At 72.6% G+C, this 19439-nt stretch carries 16 protein-coding genes; 9 read left to right on the plus strand and 7 right to left on the minus strand.

All coding sequences use genetic code 11. From position 1 onward, the window contains the following. Positions 1 to 133: 133 nt before the first annotated feature. On the plus strand, positions 134 to 1270 hold the full coding sequence (locus tag IF02_RS0117795; RefSeq protein ID WP_078622153.1) for an FAD-dependent oxidoreductase: 1137 nt from the start codon (positions 134 to 136) through the stop codon (positions 1268 to 1270). Here IF02_RS0117795 and mltG read toward each other — a convergent pair. Further along, positions 1267 to 2175 carry an endolytic transglycosylase MltG gene (gene mltG, locus IF02_RS0117800; RefSeq protein WP_078622154.1) on the minus strand — a complete coding sequence of 303 codons (909 nt, stop codon included), beginning with the start codon at positions 2173 to 2175 and terminating at the stop codon, positions 1267 to 1269. The genes IF02_RS0117795 and mltG overlap by 4 nt on opposite strands. 63 nt (positions 2176 to 2238) lie before the next feature. Then, positions 2239 to 4095 (minus strand): ABC transporter ATP-binding protein, encoded by a 1857-nt coding sequence (locus IF02_RS0117805; protein ID WP_030158046.1) that lies wholly within the window; start codon positions 4093 to 4095, stop codon positions 2239 to 2241. A gap of 112 nt (positions 4096 to 4207) precedes the next feature. On the opposite strand from IF02_RS0117805, the gene IF02_RS0117810 reads away from it, so the two are divergent. The 4 genes from IF02_RS0117810 to IF02_RS0117825 all read left to right on the plus strand — a co-directional run bounded on the left by IF02_RS0117810 (position 4208) and on the right by IF02_RS0117825 (position 11438). Beyond that, the gene (locus IF02_RS0117810; protein ID WP_030158048.1) at positions 4208 to 4669 is read left to right on the plus strand and encodes a MarR family winged helix-turn-helix transcriptional regulator; all 462 of its coding nucleotides are present in this window, start codon (positions 4208 to 4210) and stop codon (positions 4667 to 4669) included. A 66-nt stretch (positions 4670 to 4735) separates the two neighbouring features. Continuing rightward, positions 4736 to 7672, plus strand: a complete 2937-nt coding sequence (locus IF02_RS0117815) for an FAD-binding and (Fe-S)-binding domain-containing protein (RefSeq protein WP_030158050.1) — start codon at positions 4736 to 4738, stop codon at positions 7670 to 7672. Positions 7673 to 7806: 134 nt separating this feature from the next. Next, positions 7807 to 9660, plus strand: a complete 1854-nt coding sequence (locus IF02_RS0117820; RefSeq protein ID WP_030158052.1) for an ABC transporter ATP-binding protein — start codon at positions 7807 to 7809, stop codon at positions 9658 to 9660. Further along, positions 9657 to 11438 (plus strand): ABC transporter ATP-binding protein, encoded by a 1782-nt coding sequence (locus IF02_RS0117825; RefSeq protein WP_030158054.1) that lies wholly within the window; start codon positions 9657 to 9659, stop codon positions 11436 to 11438. Before IF02_RS0117820 ends, IF02_RS0117825 begins: the two co-directional genes overlap by 4 nt. 93 nt (positions 11439 to 11531) lie before the next feature. Here the strand turns inward: IF02_RS0117825 and IF02_RS0117830 are convergent, their stop codons facing one another. Beyond that, positions 11532 to 12323 (minus strand): metal-dependent hydrolase, encoded by a 792-nt coding sequence (locus IF02_RS0117830; RefSeq protein ID WP_030158056.1) that lies wholly within the window; start codon positions 12321 to 12323, stop codon positions 11532 to 11534. 145 nt (positions 12324 to 12468) lie between these two features. On the opposite strand from IF02_RS0117830, the gene IF02_RS0117835 reads away from it, so the two are divergent. The 3 genes from IF02_RS0117835 to IF02_RS0117845 all read left to right on the plus strand — a co-directional run bounded on the left by IF02_RS0117835 (position 12469) and on the right by IF02_RS0117845 (position 16451). Further along, positions 12469 to 14991 carry a DEAD/DEAH box helicase gene (locus IF02_RS0117835; protein ID WP_030158058.1) on the plus strand — a complete coding sequence of 841 codons (2523 nt, stop codon included), beginning with the start codon at positions 12469 to 12471 and terminating at the stop codon, positions 14989 to 14991. 79 nt (positions 14992 to 15070) lie between these two features. Next, the gene (locus IF02_RS0117840; RefSeq protein ID WP_030158060.1) at positions 15071 to 15973 is read left to right on the plus strand and encodes an acyl-CoA thioesterase; all 903 of its coding nucleotides are present in this window, start codon (positions 15071 to 15073) and stop codon (positions 15971 to 15973) included. Between the two features lie 76 nt (positions 15974 to 16049). Further along, complete coding sequence (locus IF02_RS0117845; protein WP_030158062.1) at positions 16050 to 16451, plus strand: YchJ family protein; 402 nt, start codon at positions 16050 to 16052, stop codon at positions 16449 to 16451. Here IF02_RS0117845 and IF02_RS0117850 read toward each other — a convergent pair. Together IF02_RS0117850 and IF02_RS0117855 are read right to left on the minus strand one after the other, a co-directional pair. Next, positions 16415 to 17278, minus strand: coding sequence for a DUF6397 family protein (locus IF02_RS0117850; RefSeq protein ID WP_051696315.1), 864 nt, complete (start codon positions 17276 to 17278; stop codon positions 16415 to 16417). The two genes, IF02_RS0117845 and IF02_RS0117850, sit on opposite strands and share 37 nt — an antisense overlap. 103 nt (positions 17279 to 17381) lie before the next feature. Next, positions 17382 to 17780: a roadblock/LC7 domain-containing protein gene (locus IF02_RS0117855; RefSeq protein WP_030158066.1), complete on the minus strand. Its 399-nt coding sequence runs from the start codon at positions 17778 to 17780 to the stop codon at positions 17382 to 17384. A 107-nt stretch (positions 17781 to 17887) separates the two neighbouring features. Here IF02_RS0117855 and IF02_RS0117860 point away from each other — a divergent pair, with 107 nt between their 5' ends. Further along, positions 17888 to 18316, plus strand: a complete 429-nt coding sequence (locus tag IF02_RS0117860) for a PPOX class F420-dependent oxidoreductase (protein WP_030158068.1) — start codon at positions 17888 to 17890, stop codon at positions 18314 to 18316. A gap of 41 nt (positions 18317 to 18357) precedes the next feature. Here IF02_RS0117860 and IF02_RS0117865 read toward each other — a convergent pair whose 3' ends face one another. Both IF02_RS0117865 and IF02_RS0117870 read right to left on the minus strand, forming a co-directional pair. After that, complete coding sequence (locus IF02_RS0117865) at positions 18358 to 19053, minus strand: GTP-binding protein (RefSeq protein WP_324603769.1); 696 nt, start codon at positions 19051 to 19053, stop codon at positions 18358 to 18360. Beyond that, the gene (locus IF02_RS0117870) at positions 19053 to 19433 is read right to left on the minus strand and encodes a DUF742 domain-containing protein (RefSeq protein WP_030158072.1); all 381 of its coding nucleotides are present in this window, start codon (positions 19431 to 19433) and stop codon (positions 19053 to 19055) included. Before IF02_RS0117870 ends, IF02_RS0117865 begins: the two co-directional genes overlap by 1 nt. Positions 19434 to 19439: the final 6 nt, after the last annotated feature.

The raw sequence follows: 19439 nt of genomic DNA on the forward strand, positions 1-19439 counted from the left end.
CGCCCCCCGCCGCTCGCCGCACCCGCCCCTGACGTCCCCCGACCTTAGCGAGCACTCCGCGCTCGCGCAGGGCCATCGGGCGGGTGGGAAGATCCCGCCGGGTCGCCGGGTTGGTAGAACCGTGAACGATTTCATGGAGGGTGCGGAGGCCGTCGACGTGGTGGTCGTCGGGGGCGGGCAGGCGGGGTTGTCCAGTGCCTACCACCTGGCCCGGGCCGGGATCGGGTACGTGCTGCTCGACCACGCACCGCGGCCCGGCGGTGCGTGGCAGTTCCGCTGGCCCTCGCTGACGTACGGCAAGGTGCACGGGATGCACGCCCTGCCCGGCATGGAGCTCACGGACGCCGACCCGCTGCGGCCGTCCGCGGCGGTGATCGGGGAGTACTTCGCGGCGTACGAGGAGCGGTTCGGGCTGCGCGTACGGCGGCCCGTGGATGTCACGGCCGTACGGGACGGGGGCGACGGGCGGCTGCGGGTGGAGTCCCCGGCCGGGATCTGGACCGCGCGGGCGCTGATCAACGCGACCGGGACCTGGGACCGGCCGTTCTGGCCGCGCTATCCGGGCCAGAAGAGCTTCCGGGGCCGCCAGCTGCACACCGCGGACTACCCGGGTCCCCAGGAGTTCGCCGGGGCCCGGGTCGTCGTGGTGGGCGGCGGCACCTCGGCGGTGCAGCACCTGCTGGAGATCTCCGAGGTGGCGGCGGAGACCACCTGGGTGACCCGTCGGCCGCCGGTGTTCCGCGACGGGAGCTTCGGTGAGGCCGAGGGCCGGGCCGCGGTGGCCCTGGTCGACGAGCGGGTGCGCCAGGGGCTGCCGCCGCAGAGCGTGGTCAGCGTGACCGGGCTCCCGCTGAACGAGGCCGTCCGGACCGGACTGGCCTCGGGGGTGCTGGAGCGACGGCCGGTGTTCGACCGGATCACGGCGACGGGGGTCGCCTGGGCGGACGGGCGGCAGGTGGAGGCCGATGTGATCCTGTGGGCCACCGGGTTCCGGGCCGCCATCGAGCACCTGGCCCCGCTGCACCTGCGCGAGCCCGGCGGCGGCATCCGGGTCGAGGGCACCCGCGCGGTCCGCGACGAGCGGATCCACCTGGTCGGCTACGGCCCGTCGGCGTCGACGATCGGTGCCAACCGCGCCGGCGGTGCCGCGGTCCGCGAGATACGCCGCCTGCTGGCCCGCGGCACGGGCGGCCCTGTCCGTACGGGCGGCCCTGTCCGTACGGGCGGCGCGGACGGCACCCTCGAACCGGCCGGCGTCCGCTTGGCCTAGCCGGCGCGGGAGCCCGTCCGGGCGGGCCCGGCGGCGGCCTCGCGGGTCCCCGACCCCGACCCCGTACTCGTGCCGGCACCGGCACCGGCCCGGATCCGGTTGAACTCCGCGACGTGCTTCTTGTGCTCCTCGTACGTCGCCGAGAAGCGGGTGTCCCCCGGCTTCACGGTGACGAAGAACAGCCAGTCGCCGGGCGTCGGCGCGACGGCCGCGGCCATGGCCTCGAGGCCCGGGCTGTCGATCGGCGTCGGCGGGAGCCCTTGGCGCTCATAGGTGTTGAAGGGGCTGTCGATCCGCGTCTCGCTCAGCTTGGTGTCCACCGTGCTGCGGCCCAGCGCGTAGTTGATGGTGGAGTCCATCTGGAGCGGCATCGACCGCGCCAGCCGGTTGTGCACCACCCGGGCGACCTTGCCCCGGTCGCCGCGGGATTCGGCTTCCGCCTCGATGATGCTGGCGAGCGTGGCCGTCTGATACGGGGTCATCCCGTGCGCCTTGGCGCCGTCCACGACGGCCCTGGTCGCAAGCTTCCGGTTGGCCGTGTCCACCATGTACGCGAGCAGGGCGGCCGGCGTGGACTCGGAGGTCACCGGGTAGGTCGCCGGGAACAGGAAGCCCTCCGGATTGCCCTTCGCCTCCGCGGGCAGGGCCAGTCCGGCCGTGGGGACCGCCGCCTTGGTGGAGCCGGCCGGGAGCTTCAGCTCGCGGTCGATCGCCGCGTACACCTGGGGTGCCCGCCAGCCCTCCGGGATGGTCAACTGGCGCGGCTTCTCGGGGGCTCCCCCGCTCCGCAGCAGCGGAAGCAGAGCGGCCGCACCGATGGCGAGCAGCATGCCGAGGAAGAGCGCCAGACGGCCCCGGCGAGTGAGCCGGGAGCGACGCCGTGGCGGCTGGTACTCATGGCGCATGCGGGCACGCTAACCCGCAAACCTCCACATTCCCGGCATCACGCCCACATGCCGGTCATACGATCACACGTTTACCGGTGCCGGTTGCGCGACCTTTTCCGGCACGAGCACGGCTTCCCGGTCCCGGCGGACCAGGGCCGCGTACCGGCCGTCCGCCTCCAGCAGTTCCTCGTGCGTACCGCGCTCGGCGATGCGGCCCTTGTCCAGGACGACGATCTGGTCGGCGTCGCGGACGGTGGAGAGCCGGTGCGCGATGGTGATGGTGGTGCGGCCTTGGGACAGGTTGTCGATGGCCCGCTGCACGGCATGCTCGGTGCGGGTGTCGAGCGCGCTGGTGGCCTCGTCGAGGATGAGCACCGGCGGGTCGCGCAGGATGGTGCGGGCGATGGCGAGGCGCTGCTTCTCGCCTCCGGAGAAGCGGTAGCCGCGCTCGCCGACCAGGGTGTCGTACCCGTCGGGCAGGGACTCGATGTGCTCGTGGATCTGGGCCGCGCGGGCCGCCTCGGCTATCTCCTCGTCGGTGGCGTCCGGCTTGGCGAAGCGGAGGTTGTCGGCGACCGAGGCGTGGAAGAGGTAGGTCTCCTGGGAGACCACACCGATGGAGCGGGCCAGCGAGTCGAAGTCGAGGTCGCGGACGTCGACCCCGTCGAGGGCGACCCGCCCGCCGGTCACGTCGTAGAGCCGGGGCACGAGGTAGCTCAGCGTGCTCTTGCCGGAGCCGGTCGGGCCGACCACGGCGAGCGAGCCGCCGGCCGGGACGGTGATGTCGATCCCCGTCAGCGTGGGCCCGTGCTTGCCGTCGTACGCGAAGTGCACGTCCTCCAGCCGGACCTCGCCCCGGGCCCGGTCCAGGCGTACCGCGTCCGCGCGCTCGGTGATGTCCACCGGCAGGTCGAGGTACTCGAAAATGCGGCCGAACAGGGCGAGCGAGGTCTGGATCTGCACGCCGGTCGACAGCAGGCTCACGGCGGGCCGGAACAGGCCCTGCTGGAGCGTGACGAAGGCGACGAGGGTGCCGACCGACAGCGAGGGGGCGCCCGACTGGAGGGCCATGCCGGCGGCCCAGTAGATGAGCGCGGGCATGGCGGCCATGACGATGCCGATGGTCGACATCCGCCAGCGCCCGGCCATGCTGGAGCGCACCTCGAGGTCGACGAGCTTCTCGGACTCGTCGGAGAAGGACCGCGTCAGCGAGTCGGCGCGGCCCATGGTGCGGCCGAGCAGGATGCCGCTCACCGACAGCGACTCGGTGACCGTCGCGGCCATGGCGGCCATCTGCTTCTGCCGCTTCAGGGTGATCTTCTTGCGCTCTCGGCCCACACGCCGGCTGATCCACACGAACACGGGCAGCAGGAGCAGCGAGACGAGGGTGAGCCGCCAGTCGAGCGCGAGCATCGCGACGATGGAGGCGATCACGGCCGTCAGGTTGGAGACGAGCGAGGTCGCGGTGGAGGTGACGGTCGCCTGCATGCCGCCGATGTCGTTGGCTATGCGGGACTGCACCTCGCCGGTCCGGGTGCGGGTGAAGAAGGCCAGCGGCATGCGCTGGAGCTGGGCGTACACGGCGGTGCGCAGGTCGTGCATGACGCGCTGGCCGACGGTGGTGGAGATCAGGGTCTGGAGCACGCCGAAGACGCTGGTGACGACGGCGGTGAGGATCATGCCGAGAGCGAGCAGGCTCAGCAGCCCGGTGCGGCCCTGCGGGATGGCGACGTCCAGGATCTCCTTCAGCAGGAAGGGCGAGGCCACCGCGACCAGGGAGGAGGCGCAGACGAGCAGCCCCACGACGGCGAGGCGGCCGCGGTAGGGGCGGAACAGGCCCACGATCCGGCGCAGCTCACGCGGCTGCTCCGCGGGGGCGGGGCGGGTGGGATCGAGGGCTTCTTTCGATGGGATCCATTTCGGCTCTTCGGGGCGCATGGGCCTCCTTCTGGCGAGACCTGACTGAGTACGAGACCTACGAGACTCGAATGAGCATAGCTCATTGTTACCTATGCTCACAATGAATGTGGTCCTGGTACTGTTTCCCAGTATGAGGACCGCTTCCGAAACCGACAGCACGGACGGCGTGCTCGCCGAGCAGCTGCTGCGGCTGACCCGCCGGCTCCACCGGATCCAGAAGCGCCATCTGGAACCGCTCGGCATCACCCCCGCCCAGAGCCGGCTGCTGCGCCTCGTCTCGCACTACGACGGCGACCAGCCGCCCCGGATGGCCGACCTCGCCGCCCGCCTGGAAGTCGTGCCCCGCGCCGTGACCACGCTGGTGGACGGCCTGGAGGCCGCCGAATGCGTGCGCCGCGCGCCCGATCCGGCGAACCGGCGGGTCATAAGGATCGAGCTCACCGACACGGGCCGCGCCACGCTGCGCCGGCTGCGCAACGCGCGAACCGACGCGGCAGAGGAGATCCTGGCTCCGTTGACCGCCGAGCAGCGCGAGGTGCTCGGCGGTCTGCTGAACGCCCTGACGGACGCCCCGATGGAGCACGGCTGCTGAGAGGCCGCCCCGGGAGCCGGACAGGATCCCTCGGACTGGGCCGAACGAGTAGGCAAGGGGTCGCGCATGCCGCTGCTGGAACCGAAGCCCGGAGCCCTGCGGCCGCACGGCGTCGGCGCCCCCGCCCCCGACCGGGTCCCCGACCACCGCGCCGCCGGCACCCCTGAGCCGCTGCGCACCGAGCTGGCGGAGCTGCTGGGCGCCGAGAAGGTGCTGTGGAAGGTCTCCGACCTGGTCCGCTACGCCTCCGACGCCTCGCCGTACCGGTTCGTGCCGCAGGTGGTGGTGGTCGCCGAGGACATCGACGACGTCTCCGCCGTCCTCTCGTACGCGCACGGCCGCGGGCGCGAGGTCGTCTTCCGCGCCGCGGGCACCTCGCTGAACGGCCAGGCCCAGGGCGAGGACATCCTGGTCGACGTACGCCGCCACTGGGCCGGCATCGAGGTGCTGGACGAGGGCCGCCGCGCCAGGATCCGGCCCGGCACCACCGTGGCGCGGGCCAATGCCGCCCTCGCCCGGCACGGCCGCGTCCTCGGCCCCGACCCGGCGAGCGCCATCGCCTGCACGCTCGGCGGGGTCGTCGCCAACAACGCGTCCGGCATGACGGCGGGGACCACGAGGAACTCGTACCGCACCCTCTCCTCGCTCACCTTCGTGCTGCCCGGCGGGACCGTCGTGGACACCGCCGATCCACTCGCGGACGAGGAGCTGGCGCACGCGGAACCGGCGCTGTGCCGCGGGCTGATGGAGATCAAGCGCGAGATCGAGGCCGACCCGGAGCTCGCCGCGCGGATCCGGGCCAAGTACGAGATCAAGAACACCACCGGCTACCGCCTCGACGCGTACCTGGACGGCGCCACCCCCGTCGAGATCCTGCGCGGTCTGATGGTCGGCTCGGAGGGCACGCTCGGCTTCATCGCCGAGCTCGTCTTCGACACCGTGCCGCTGGACCGCGAGCTCACCAGCGCGCTGCTCTTCTTCCCCTCCTTGCCCGCCGCGGCGGCTGCGGTACCGCTGTTCAACGAGGCGGGCGCCCTCGCCGTGGAGGTGATGGACGGCAACACCCTGCGCGCCTCGGTCAGCGTCGAGGGCGTCCCCGCCGACTGGGCCGGGCTGCCGAAGGACACCACCGCCCTGCTGGTGGAGTTCCGGGCCCCGGACGAGGCGGGCCGCGCCGGGTACGAGCGCCGCGCCGCCGAGGTCCTCGCCGGGCTGGACCTGGTCGCTCCGGCGGCCTCGATCACCAATGCGTTCACCCGCGACGCGAGGACGATCAACGGGTACTGGCGGGCCCGCAAGGCCTTCGTCACCGCCGTCGGCGGAGCCCGGGCCCCCGGCACCACCCTGATCACCGAGGACTTCGCGGTGCCGCCCTCCCGGCTGGCCGAGGCCTGCGAGGCGCTCCTCTCGCTCCAGGCCGAGCACGGCTTCGACGCGGCCGTCGCCGGCCACGCGGCCCACGGCAACCTGCACTTCCTGCTCGCCTTCGACGCGGCGAAGCCCGCCGACGTGGCGCGGTACGGGGCCTTCATGGAAGCCTTCTGCCGGCTGACGGTGGAGCGGTTCGACGGCTCGCTGAAGGCCGAGCACTCCACCGGCCGCAACATGGCCCCCTTCCTGGAACTGGAGTGGGGGCCCCGGGCCACCGAGCTGATGTGGCGCACGAAGCGGGTCGTCGACCCGGACGGGCTGCTCGCCCCGCGCATCCTCCTCGACCGCGACCCGGCCGCCCATCTGCGCGGGCTGAAGACGATCCCGCGGGTGGAGGCGGTGGCCGACCCGTGCATCGAGTGCGGCTTCTGCGAACCGACCTGCCCCAGCCAGGACCTGACGACCACGCCGCGCCAACGGATCGTGCTGCGCCGGGAGATGATGCGCCAGCAGCCGGGCTCCCGGGTGCTGGACGGACTCCTCGACGCCTACGGCTACGACGCCGTGGACACCTGCGCGGGTGACTCCACCTGCAAGCTGGCCTGCCCCGTCGGCATCGACACGGGCGCGCTGATGCGGGACTTCCGCCACCGCCGGCACGGCCCGCGCGAGGAGCGCGCCGCCGCGATCGCCGCGCAGCGGTTCAAGGCCGTGGAGGGCTCCGCCCGGCTGGCCGTGGCCGCCGCCGACAAGATCACTGCCCGGGTCGGCGACCGGCTGCTGGAGGCCGTCACCGCGGTCGCGCGCAAGGCCGTACGCCCCGACCTGGTTCCGGAGTGGCTGCCGCAGCTGCCCGGCGCCGCCGCCGGGAAGCTGCCCCGGACCGGGCGGGTGGGCGCGGCGGCCGTGTACTACCCGGCCTGTGTGAACCGGATCTTCGGCGGCCCGCCGGGCCGGCCCGGCCCCTCCCTGCCCGAGGCCGTGGTGGCGGTGTCGGAGCGGGCCGGGAAGCCGGTCTGGATCCCCGGCGACGTCGCGGGCACCTGCTGCGCGACGATCTGGCACTCGAAGGGCTACGACGCCGGCAACCGGCTGATGGCCAACCGGATCGTGGAGGCCGCCTGGGGCTGGACGGCGGGCGGGCGGCTGCCGCTGGTGGTCGACGCCTCCTCGTGCACGCTGGGCATCGCGCACGAGGTGGTCCCGTACCTGACGGACGACAACCGGGCGCTGCACGCGGAGCTGACGGTCGTCGACTCCGTGGTGTGGGCGGCGGACGAGCTGCTCCCGCACCTGGAGATCCGGCGCACGGCGGGCTCGGCCGTGCTCCATCCGACCTGCTCGATGCACCACTTGGGCGACGTGGCGCAGCTGCGGGCGGTGGCCGAGGCCTGTGCGTCGGAGGTGGTGGTCCCGGACGATGCGGGCTGCTGTGCCTTCGCGGGCGACCGGGGCATGCTGCATCCGGAGCTGACGGCTTCGGCGACGGAGCGCGAGGCGGCGGAGGTGACCTCGCGCCCGTTCGACGCGCATCTGTCGGCGAACCGGATGTGCGAGGTGGGCATGGACCGGGCCACCGGCCGCAGTTACCACTCGGTGCTGCTGGAGCTGGAGTGGGCGACTCGTCCGTGACCTGGCGGTCCGCGGCCGGACGCGCCGCACACCCCGCTGCGTAGGGCCTTGGCCAACGCAAAATCGATTGCCCGGGACCGGTCCGGAAGGCGAACCTTGCACGGTTTGGACCACTCGACCAGTCATGGGGCGTCATGCAGATCAGCGATCTTCCGTATCCGGATCCCGGGGTACCCGACGCCCGCTCAGGCCCGCGATTCCTGGTGTGGCTGGGACGCGGCCAACTCGGCGGACAGGCCAGGAGCCTGTGCTGGGGACTGGTGCACTTCTGCGGCATCGCCGGGCTGCCGTACGCGGTGGGCCTGGGCGTCGACGCGGTCGTCCGGCGCGACGGCACCCGGCTGCTGCTGGTCGGCGCGCTGCTGGCACTGATCGGCGTCGCCATCTCGGTCGGCGACGCGATGCTCCACCGGACCGCCGTCACCAACTGGATCACCGCCGCCGCACGGGTGCAGCAGCTGCTCGCCCGCAAGACCGCCGAACTGGGCTCGGCCCTGACCCGGCGGGTCGCGGCGGGCGAGGTGGTCGCGGTCTCCACGGGCGACGTGGAGAAGATCGGCTGGTTCGTCGAGGCGGTCTCCCGTTTCCTCGCCGCCGCCTTCTCCGTCGTCGCCATCTGCGTCGGCCTGCTGTTCTACGCGCCCGCGATCGGCGTGGTCGTCGCGATCGGCGTCCCCGTGCTGGCCCTGTCCGTACTGCCGCTGCTGCCGCGCGCCACCCGGCGCGCCGACGTCCAGCGCGAGAAGGCCGGCAAGGCCACAGAACTCGCCTCCGACACCGTCGCCGGCCTGCGGGTGCTGCGCGGCATCGGCGGCGAGGAGCTGTTCCTGGGCCGCTACCGCGAGGCCTCGCAGGAGGTCCGCAAGGCGGCCGTGCGCAGCGCCCGGATGTGGGCGCTGATCTCCGCGATCCAGGTGCTGCTCCCGGGCGCCCTGCTGATCACCGTGGTCTGGTACGGCTCCGTGCTCGTGCTGGACGGCCGGCTCGAGGTCGGTGAACTCGTCGCCGCCTTCAGCGCGGTGGCCACGATGCTCTACCCGCTGCGGCACTTCGAGGAGATCGCCATGGCGTACTCCTTCTCCCGGCCCTCCGCCGCGCGGGCGGCGCGGGTGCTGTCGCTGACGCGTACGGACGCCCCCCAGCCGCAGGCGCCGGACGCCGGGATCCCGCAGGCCCCGGCCCCGGGCGGGGACCTGTACGACCCCGCGACGGGACTGCTGGCCCCGGCGGGCCGGTTCACCGCCGTGGTGTGCGGGGATCCGGACCTGGCGGGCCGGCTCGCCGAGCGCCTCGGCGGGCATCCGGCGGACGAGGGCCCGGCTGCCGAGCGGGGCTCGGTGCTGCTGGGCGGGGTCGCGCTGGACGAGCTCGCGCTGGACACCGCGCGCACGCTGGTCCTCGTACAGGACAAGGACCCGGTGCTGCTGTCCGGGACGCTGCGCGAGCTGTTCGCCGTACCGGCGTCCGGAGCGGTCGAACCCGGGGCGGCGCTGGCCGCCGCCCAGTGCGCGGACGTCCTGGACGCGCTGCTGCAGTCGGCGCCGGACGGGGTGGAGGACCCGATGGACGCGCGGATCACCGAGCGCGGCCGGTCCCTCTCCGGCGGGCAGCGCCAGCGGCTCGCGCTGGCCCGGTCCCTGGCCACCGACCCGGAGGTGCTGGTCCTGGACGAGCCGACCTCGGCGGTCGACTCGCACACCGAGGCACGGATCGCGGACGGGATCACCGCCCTGCGCGCCGGGCGCACGACGGTGGTACTGGCCTCCTCGCCGCTGCTCCTGGACCGCGCCGACCGGGTGGTCCTGATCCACGAGGGCGCGGTGGCCGCGACCGGCACGCACCGCGAACTGCTGCACGGCGACCCGCTCTACCGGGCGGTCGTCACCCGCGAGACCGACGAGGAACAGCGGGTGGCCCGGATGGAGCTGACCCGGCTGGAAGAAGCCCGGCTGGAAAAGGCACTCACAGAGATCGAGGAATCCGCATGATCGGCGTGGCGCCGCCGCAATACGATCCGGCGGCCCCCGCATCGGCCGCCACCCTGCCCGTGGGCACGACGGCGACCGTACGGGGCTATGTGCGCGGCCTGTTCCGCCGCCACCGGCGTGCCTTCGTGGTGCTGGTGACGGTCAACGCGGCGGCGGTGACCGCCTCCATGGTCGGCCCGTACCTGCTGGGCCGGGTCGTGGACCAGCTGGCGGCGGGGGCCCGCGAGCTCCATCTGGGGAGCGTGGCCCTGCTGTTCGCGCTGGCCCTCGTGGTCCAGACGTTCTTCGTGCGGCTGGTCCGGCTGCGCGGCGCGATGCTCGGCGAGGAGATGCTGGCCGATCTGCGCGAGGACTTCCTGGTGCGGTCCGTGGGCCTGCCCCCGGGCGTACTGGAGCGGGCCGGCACCGGTGACCTGCTGTCGCGGATCACCACCGACATCGACCGGCTGGCCAACGCGATGCGCGAGGCCGTGCCGCAGCTGGCCATCGGCGTGGTCTGGGTCGGGCTGCTCTTCGGGGCGCTCACGGTGACCGCGCCGCCGCTGGCCCTGGCCGCGCTGGTGGCGCTGCCGGTGCTGGTGACCGGCTGCCGCTGGTACTTCCGGCGGGCGCCGTCGGCGTACCGCTCGGAGGCGGCCGGGTACGCGGCGGTCGCGGCCGCGCTCACCGAGACGGTGGACGCCGGGCGCACGGTCGAGGCGCACCGCCTCGGGCCGGGCCGGATCGCGCTGTCGGAGCGGCGGATCAAGGAGTGGACGGCGTGGGAGCGGTACACGCTGTTCCTGCGGACGGTCCTCTTCCCCGTCGTCAACGTCACCTTCGTGACGATCCTCGGCTCCGTGCTGATGATCGGCGGCTACTGCGTGCTCCAGGGCTGGATGTCCGTGGGACAGCTGACCACCGGCGCGCTGCTGGCGCAGATGATGGTCGATCCGATCGGCCTGATCCTGCGCTGGTACGACGAGCTGCAGGTCGCCCAGGTGTCGCTCGCCCGCCTGGTGGGCGTACGGGAGATCGAGCCGGACGCGGGTGACGCGGGCGTCTCCCCGGCGGGGCGGGACGTCCGGGCCGACGAGGTGCGCTTCGGCTACCGGGAGGGCGTGGACGTGCTGCACCAGGTGTCCATGTCCGTGCCGCCGGGCACCCGGATGGCGCTGGTCGGCCCCTCGGGGGCGGGCAAGTCCACGCTGGGCCGGCTGCTGGCGGGCATCTACGCGCCGCGGACCGGCGAGGTCACCCTCGGCGGGGCGCAGCTGTCGCGGATGCCCGCGGAGCGGGTGCGCGAGCAGGTGGCGCTGGTCAACCAGGAGCACCACGTGTTCGTGGGCTCGCTGCGGGACAACCTGCGGCTGGCGCGCACCGGGGCCGGTGACGCCGAGCTGTGGGCGGCGCTGGGCGCGGTGGACGCGGACGGCTGGGCCCGGGCGCTGGAGAGCGGCCTGGACACCGAGGTGGGCTCGGGCGGTACGGCGCTGACCCCCGCGCAGGCGCAGCAGATCGCGCTGGCCCGGCTGGTGCTGGCGGATCCGCACACGCTGGTGCTGGACGAGGCCACCTCGCTGCTGGACCCGCGGGCCGCGCGGCATTTGGAGCGTTCGCTGGCCCGGGTGCTGGACGGCCGTACGGTGATCGCGATCGCGCACCGGCTGCACACCGCGCACGACGCGGACGTGATCGCGGTGGTCGAGGCCGGCCGGATCAGCGAACTGGGCTCGCACGACGAGCTGGTCGCGGCGGACGGTGCCTACGCGGCGCTGTGGCGCTCCTGGCACGGCTGACCGGCCCGCACCGCCTGCCGTACGAGGCCCCGGCCCCCGCTGACCTGCGGGGGCCGGGGCCTTCGCCGTGCCGGACGGACTCCGTGACGGGTCCTAGATGAAGCCGAGGGCGGAGGCTCCGCCTATGCCGCCGAGCAGCATGAACACGGGCATCAGCACCTTGAGCTCGACCCAGCTGCCGGCCCGGAAGCGCATGCCCTTGGGCGGGCCGATGGGGTACCAGCGCTTCCCGGCGATCGGGAGGGGCCACAAGATGGGGCAGCCGGAGACGGTCAGGGCGTCGCCGATGTCGTGGACCAGGGCGCCGAGCAGGATCGGCAGGCCGAGCCAGAGGTATTCCTGGCCCGGATCGGTGAACAGCCATCCGGCCCCGTTGCCGGGCTGGTCCAGGACGCCGGCCAGGATCCAGGCGCTGGTGGCGCCCAGCAGCCAGACGAGCACATCGCTGGACATCCGGGCCGCCCGCCACAGCAGGCCCTCGACGGCCAGGACCAGGTGGACGAAGAGCAGGACCAGCACGCCCCAGCGGTCGGTGGTGGCCGCGAGGGCGGAGGAGCCGCCGCCGATCAGGACGGCCCACAGCCAGGTGTGCGTCAGGGTGCGGTGGCCGCCGGTCCGGCGGGCGTCCTTGGGGGCGCGGGTGGCCTTGTAGACCGCGTAGGAGATCTTGTCGACCACCTCGCACAGGCCCTTGGAGAGCGGGCCGAAGGCGCGCGAGATCGTCGCCGACTTGTGGTCCAGGTCGGGGGCGAGGGCTGCGCCGGCGCAGATGAGCGCTCCGACGACGAGGACCGGCCAGGGCATCGGGTGCCCGGCGGCCGCGGCCGCCGCTCCCACCCCCAGCCAGGCTGCCGCCCCGGACAGTGAGTGCGCCGGACCCATCATGGTCGTTCCCCGCCCCAGTCGTGTGGTGGTCGGGCCCTGTTGACGGTTTCGTTCGGGCCCGGTCAACGGCACAGCGTACCGTCGGCGATCTTCGATCCGTCCTCCGGTTCCCGCTTCCGGCGGGAAGCCAGGCAAGATGGGGGGTGTGACCCTCATTGATCAGCTCCCGCCGAACGCCGACCCCGACGCCCTCTTCGAGGCTTTCTCCTCGTGGGCGGAGGATCAGGGCATCACCCTGTACCCGGCTCAGGAGGAGGCACTGATCGAGGTCGTCTCCGGGGCGAACGTGATCTTGTCCACCCCGACCGGCTCCGGCAAGAGCCTCGTCGCGGCGGGCGCGCACTTCACCGCCCTCGCCCAGGACAAGGTGACCTTCTACACCGCCCCGATCAAGGCGCTGGTGTCGGAGAAGTTCTTCGACCTGTGCAAGCTCTTCGGCACCGAGAACGTCGGCATGCTGACCGGCGACGCCTCCGTGAACGCGGACGCCCCGGTGATCTGCTGCACCGCCGAGGTGCTGGCCTCCATCGCCCTGCGCGACGGCAAGTACGCCGACATCGGCCAGGTCGTCATGGACGAGTTCCACTTCTATGCCGAGCCGGACCGCGGCTGGGCGTGGCAGATCCCCCTGCTGGAGCTCCCGCAGGCACAGTTCGTCCTGATGTCGGCGACGCTCGGCGACGTGAAGCGGTTCGAGGAGGACCTGACCCGGCGCACCGGCCGGCCGACCTCGGTGGTCCGCTCCGCGACCCGGCCCGTGCCGCTGTCGTACGAGTACGTCACGACGCCGATCACCGACACGATCACCGAGCTGCTGGAGACCCGGCAGGCCCCGGTGTACATCGTGCACTTCACGCAGGCCCAGGCGGTCGAGCGGGCACAGTCGCTGATGAGCATCAACATGTGCACCCGCGAGGAGAAGGACAAGATCGCCGATCTGATCGGCAACTTCCGCTTCACCACCAAGTTCGGCCAGAACCTCTCCCGCTACGTCCGGCACGGGATCGGCGTCCACCACGCAGGCATGCTGCCCAAGTACCGGCGCCTGGTCGAGAAGCTGGCCCAGGCCGGCCTGCTGAAGGTGATCTGCGGTACCGACACCCTCGGCGTCGGTGTCAACGTCCCCATCCGCACGGTGCTGTTCACCGCGCTCACCAAGTACGACGGCAACCGGGTCCGCACGCTGCGCGCCCGCGAGTTCCACCAGATCGCCGGCCGCGCGGGCCGGGCCGGCTTCGACACGGCGGGCTATGTGGTCGCCCAGGCGCCCGAGCACGTCATCGAGAACGAGAAGGCCCTCGCGAAGGCCGGCGACGACCCGAAGAAGCGCCGCAAGGTGGTGCGCAAGAAGGCTCCCGAGGGCTTCGTCGCCTGGTCGGACACCACCTTCGAGAAGCTCATCGCCGCCGACCCGGAGCCGCTCACCTCCCGGTTCAAGGTCACCAACATCATGCTGCTGTCGGTCATCGCCCGTCCGGGCGACGCCTTCCAGGCGATGCGCCACCTCCTGGAGGACAACCACGAGCCGCGCAAGGCGCAGCTGCGGCACATCCGCCGGGCCATCGCGATCTACCGCTCGCTGCTGGACGGAGGCGTCGTCGAGAAGCTCGACACCCCGGACGCGGAGGGCCGCACCATCCGGCTCACCGTCGACCTCCAGCAGGACTTCGCGCTCAACCAGCCGCTGTCCACCTTCGCGCTGGCCTCCTTCGAGCTGCTGGACCCCGACTCCCCCTCCTACGCGCTGGACATGGTCTCCGTGGTCGAGTCCACCCTGGACGACCCGCGCCAGATCCTGGCCGCGCAGCAGAACAAGGAGCGCGGCATCGCCGTGGGCGCGATGAAGGCCGACGGGATCGAGTACGAGGAGCGGATGGAGCGCCTCCAGGACGTCACGTATCCCAAGCCGCTCGAAGAGCTCCTCTTCCACGCCTACGACGTGTACCGCAAGAGCCACCCGTGGGTCGGGGACCACCCGGTCTCCCCGAAGTCGATCATCCGCGACATGTACGAGCGCGCGATGACCTTCACCGAGTTCACCTCCTTCTACGAACTCGCCCGCACCGAGGGCATCGTGCTGCGCTACCTGGCGAGCGCGTACAAGGCGCTGGACCACACCATCCCCGACGACCTCAAGTCCGAGGATCTCCAGGACCTCATCGCCTGGCTGGGCGAGCTCGTCCGCCAGGTCGACTCCAGCCTGCTCGACGAGTGGGAGCAGCTGGCGAACCCGGAGGTGGAGACGGCGGAGCAGGCCCAGGAGAAGGCCGACCAGGTCAAGCCGGTCACGGCGAACGCCCGCGCCTTCCGCGTCCTGGTCCGCAACGCCATGTTCCGCCGGGTGGAGCTCGCCGCGCTGGACCACGTCGACCAGCTGGGCGAGCTGGACGGCGAGTCCGGCTGGGACGCCGACGCCTGGGGCGAGGCCATGGACGCGTACTGGGACGAGTACGACGACCTGGGCACCGGCCCCGACGCCCGCGGCCCGAAGCTGCTCCAGATCGAGGAGGACCCGGCGCACGGCCTGTGGCGCGTCCGCCAGACCTTCGCGGACCCGAACGGGGACCATGGCTGGGGCATCAGCGCCGAGGTCGACCTCGCGGCCTCCGACGAGGAAGGCCGTGCGATCATCCGACTGACCTCGGTCGGTGAGCTCGGTGCGCTCTGACCCACCCCCGCAAGCGACCGGCCCCGCCGACGCCGGTTTCCCGCCGGCTCCGCCCGGACCCAACAGTGGAGAACCTCTGATGACGAATCCCGCCGAGAGACTCGTCGATCTGCTCGACCTGGAGCAGATCGAGGTCAACATCTTCCGCGGCGCCAGCCCGCAGGAATCCCTCCAGCGGGTCTTCGGCGGGCAGGTCGCCGGCCAGGCCCTGGTGGCCGCCGGCCGCACCACCGAGAGCGACCGCCCGGTCCACTCTCTGCACGCGTACTTCCTGCGCCCCGGCATCCCCGGGGTGCCGATCGTGTACCAGGTGGAGCGGGTGCGCGACGGGCGGTCCTTCACCACGCGCCGCGTCACCGCGGTCCAGCAGGGCAAGACGATCTTCAATCTCACCGCCTCCTTCCACCATCCGGAGGAGGGCAGCATCGAGCACCAGCTGCCTCCCCGACTCGACTTCCCCCACCCGGACACGCTCCCGAAGGTCGCGGACGAGATCCGCGAGCACTTGGGCGCGCTGCCCGAGGCGCTGGAGCGGATGGCCCGCCGCCAGCCGTTCGACATCCGGTACACGGACCGGCTCCGCTGGACTCCGGAGGAGCTCAAGGACGCCGATCCGCGCAGCGCGGTGTGGATGCGCGCGGTCGGCCCGCTGGGCGACGACCCGCTGGTGCACACCTGCGCCCTCACCTACGCCAGTGACATGACCCTCCTCGACGCCGTGCGCATCCCCGTGGAGCCCCTGTGGGGCATGCGCGGTTTCGACATGGCCTCCCTGGACCACGCCATGTGGTTCCACCGGCCGTTCCGCGCCGACGAGTGGTTCCTGTACGACCAGGAGTCGCCCATCGCGCACGGCGGCCGGGGCCTGGCCCGTGGCCGCATCTACGACCTGGAGGGCAGGCTGCTGGTCTCCGTGGTCCAGGAAGGCCTCTTCCGCCCGTACGCCGAGAACGCGGCCAAGCCGCCCGTGTCACCCCAGTAGCCCATCCCCTTCCGGCAGTCCGCGGAACTCCGCCGGTCCGGCAATCCGTCCCGTCCACGAAGAGCTGAGCGCACCCATGCCCACCCCGGCCCTCCCCTGCCCCTGCGGGCTGCCCGCCGCCTACCCGGAGTGCTGCGGCCGCTTCCACTCCGGTGCCCAGCAGGCGCCCACCGCCGAGCTCCTGATGCGCTCCCGGTTCAGCGCGTTCGCCGTCGGCGACACCGCCTACCTGCTGCGCTCCTGGCACCCGAGCACCCGGCCCGGCCGGCTCGACCTGGACCCCGGCCAGCGCTGGGAGCGCCTGGAGATCCTCGCCACCGAGCGCGGCGGGATGTTCGAGACGGAGGGTTCGGTGGAGTTCCGGGCGCACTACCGCGAGGGCCGGCACACCGGTTCCCTGCACGAGCACAGCGCCTTCACCCGGGAGGCCGGGGCCTGGGTCTACGTCGGCCCCCTCTCCCCCGTCGACTTCGACTGACCTCGGGCCCCGGTCAGCGCGAAGTCCAGGCTGGTGCGGTACCAGTGGACCTCGTCCGGCGGCTCCGCCCGCAGCAGCCGGAGCGCCACGGCCGCCGCGGCCGGGATCTGCGGGTGCCCGTACGGCGGGGGCGGGGCGAGCGCGGCCAGCACGATCCGCTCCGCCGGATCGGGCACGGCCTCCCGCAGTTCCCCCTCCGGGAGGACGGAGGCGAGCACGGCGGCCCGCTCCCACGGGTCGGCGGTTCGTCTCAGCAACAGCCCCACATGCCGCCCGCGCCACTTCCGCGGCCGCAGATCCACCTTGGCGGCCAGCAGCTCCCGGTCGGCCGGGGGCGCGCTCCCGCGCAGCATCCCCGGCTCCCGATCGGCGAACCCCCTTAGCTCCGCGGCCAGATAGAGCCACACCACCACCCGGTAGCGGTTGATCCGGTAGCCGACCGGCGTGACGTGTCCGCAGCGCGCGAGCCGGGTGAACCGGCCCGGACTGATGCCCAGCACCGCGCCGGCGGCCTCGGCTCCGGCCACCGTCTCGACACGCCCGCGCAGCGCGTCCGGGAACCCCTCGGCCGACCGGATCCGCTCCAGCTCGGCCCTCGCGTAGCGCGCGGCCCCTCCCGGCGCCGGCGCCCCGGCCCGTACGATGCCCAGCTGCACGGCCCGGGCGAACTCGGTCCGGGTCAGCCTCAGTTCCTCGGCTGCCCGGGCTCCGCCCACGGCCGCATCCGGCAGCAGGTCCGCCCGCACCACCCCCGACGGCCCGGCCGGCCGCACCACCGGCAGGACCTGCCCCCGCACATCCGACAAGACCTGCGTCGCGACCTCCATGACGGTCCTCCCCCACACGAGACGATTACTCTGTGTGAAGACCGTAACTCAGCGCCACGACACCCCGCGAGGCCTGTGGATAACTCCGGAAACCCGGAAGGCCTCAGCCCCCGGTGATCCGCCGCTCCGCCACTCCCAGGTGCTCCCCCACCCGGTTGACCAGCAGCGTCATCTCGTACGCGACCTGGCCGATGTCGGCCTCGGCAGCGCTCAGCACGCACAGCGAACTCCCCGCGCCCGCCGCCATCACGAACAGGGCGCCGTCGTCGTACTCGACCATCGTCTGGCGCACCTCGCCCGCCCGGAAATGCCGCCCCGACCCCTTCGCCAGACTCTGCAACCCCGCCGCCACCGCCGCCAGATGCTCCGCGTCCTCCCGGGCCAGCCCCGCGCTCGCGCCCGTCACCAGGCCGTCGTTGGAGAGCACCACCGCATGCCTGACCTGCTGGACCCTGCGCGTCAGATCGTCGAGCAGCCAGTCGAGTTGCTTGTCCAGTGCCATTTCGAGCCCCTCCCCGTTGACGCCGCCGGCGTGGCCGCGCCCCACCCCTCGTAGTAAGTGCCGCCAGCCTTCCCCACCAGCGCCTTTCGGGCAAGGAGGATGTCCCCATGGCGAAGAAGATGACTCAAGAGGAATGGCGGGCATTCGTCTCGTACGGGACCCGCACCGGCAAGCTGTCCACCGTCCGCGAGGACGGCAGCCCGCACATCGCACCCGTCTGGTTCGTTCTCGACGGCGACTCCTTCGTGTTCAACACCGGCAAGGAGACGGTGAAGGGGCGCAACCTGCTGCGCGACGGCCGGGTCGCGCTCTGCGTGGACGACGACCGTCCGCCGTTCTCCTACGTCGTCCTCCAGGGGCGCGCCGAGATCGGCGAGGACCAGGAGGAGATGCTCCCCTGGGCGACGCGCATCGCCGCCCGCTACATGGGTGAGGAGCGCGCCGAGGCGTTCGGCCGCCGCAACGCCGTCCCCGGCGAACTCCTCGTCCGCGTCCCCATCGACAAGGTGATCTCCGTCGACGGCGTGAGCCACTGACGCGGGCGCCGCCCCCTCCCCTGCCCCAGGCGCTCCGCCCCTCACACGGAATCGGCCTGCGGCTCCACCGAGTCCAGCAGCCGGGCGGTGTGCACCCGCCCGGCGTACTCGACCAGCCTGATCAGCACTTCCTTCCCCGAGTCCTTGTCCCGCGCATCACACAGCACCACCGGAGTTCCCGGCTCCAGGTCCAGTGCCCGCGCCACCTCGTGCGCCCCGTAGCTCCGCGCGTCCGTGAAGCAGTTGACGGCCACCACGAACGGGATGCGCCGGTGCTCGAAGTAGTCCACCGCCGGGAAGCAGTCCTCCAGCCGGCGCGTGTCCGCGAGCACCACCGCGCCGAGGGCGCCCTGCGACAGCTCGTCCCACAGGAACCAGAACCGGTCCTGCCCCGGCGTCCCGAACAGGTAGAGCGACAGCCCGGACCGGATGGTGATCCGCCCGAAGTCCATGGCCACGGTCGTGGTCGTCTTCTGGGCGACCCCGCCCGTGTCGTCGACCAGTTCGCCCGCCTCGCTGAGGAGTTCCTCCGTCCGCAGCGGCCGGATCTCGCTGACCGCGCCGACCAGCGTCGTCTTGCCGACCCCGAACCCGCCCGCCACGAGTATCTTCAGCGCGAGCGCGGCCAGTTCCCCGTCGTCCTCGGGATCCGCACCCGGATCGAGATCCGTCTCCGGATCCGTCTCCGAGTCGGGCACCGAGGCCCGTCCGCCGGTTCCGTCGTGGTGTTGTCCCATCACAGCGCTCGCAATCCCTCGATGACTTCACGCAGAATCCGCTCGTCCGGCAGCCGGGCGGGCGGCACCGGCCGGCTCACCTTGACGTGCCCGCCCTCCAGCAGGTCCCCGAGCAGCACCCGCACCACGCCCACCGGCAGGTCCGCGTCCGCGGCGAGCTCGGCCACCGACTGCGTCTCGGACCGGCAGAGCCCGAGCAGTGCCCGGTGTTCGGGGCCGAGCAGCGACTCGGCCGCCGCGTCCCCGCCCTCGCCGTCCACGACGACCAGCGCGATCAGGTCGAACCGGACCCCGTGGGGTCCCGGCTTCGTCCGCCCTCCCGTCATGGCGTACGGGCGGACGAGCGGTCCCGCGTCGGCGTCGTACCACTGGCCGTTCATGTACCG

It is taken from the genome of Streptomyces sp. NRRL S-244, from assembly GCF_000717915.1.
GTDB lineage: Bacteria > Actinomycetota > Actinomycetes > Streptomycetales > Streptomycetaceae > Streptomyces.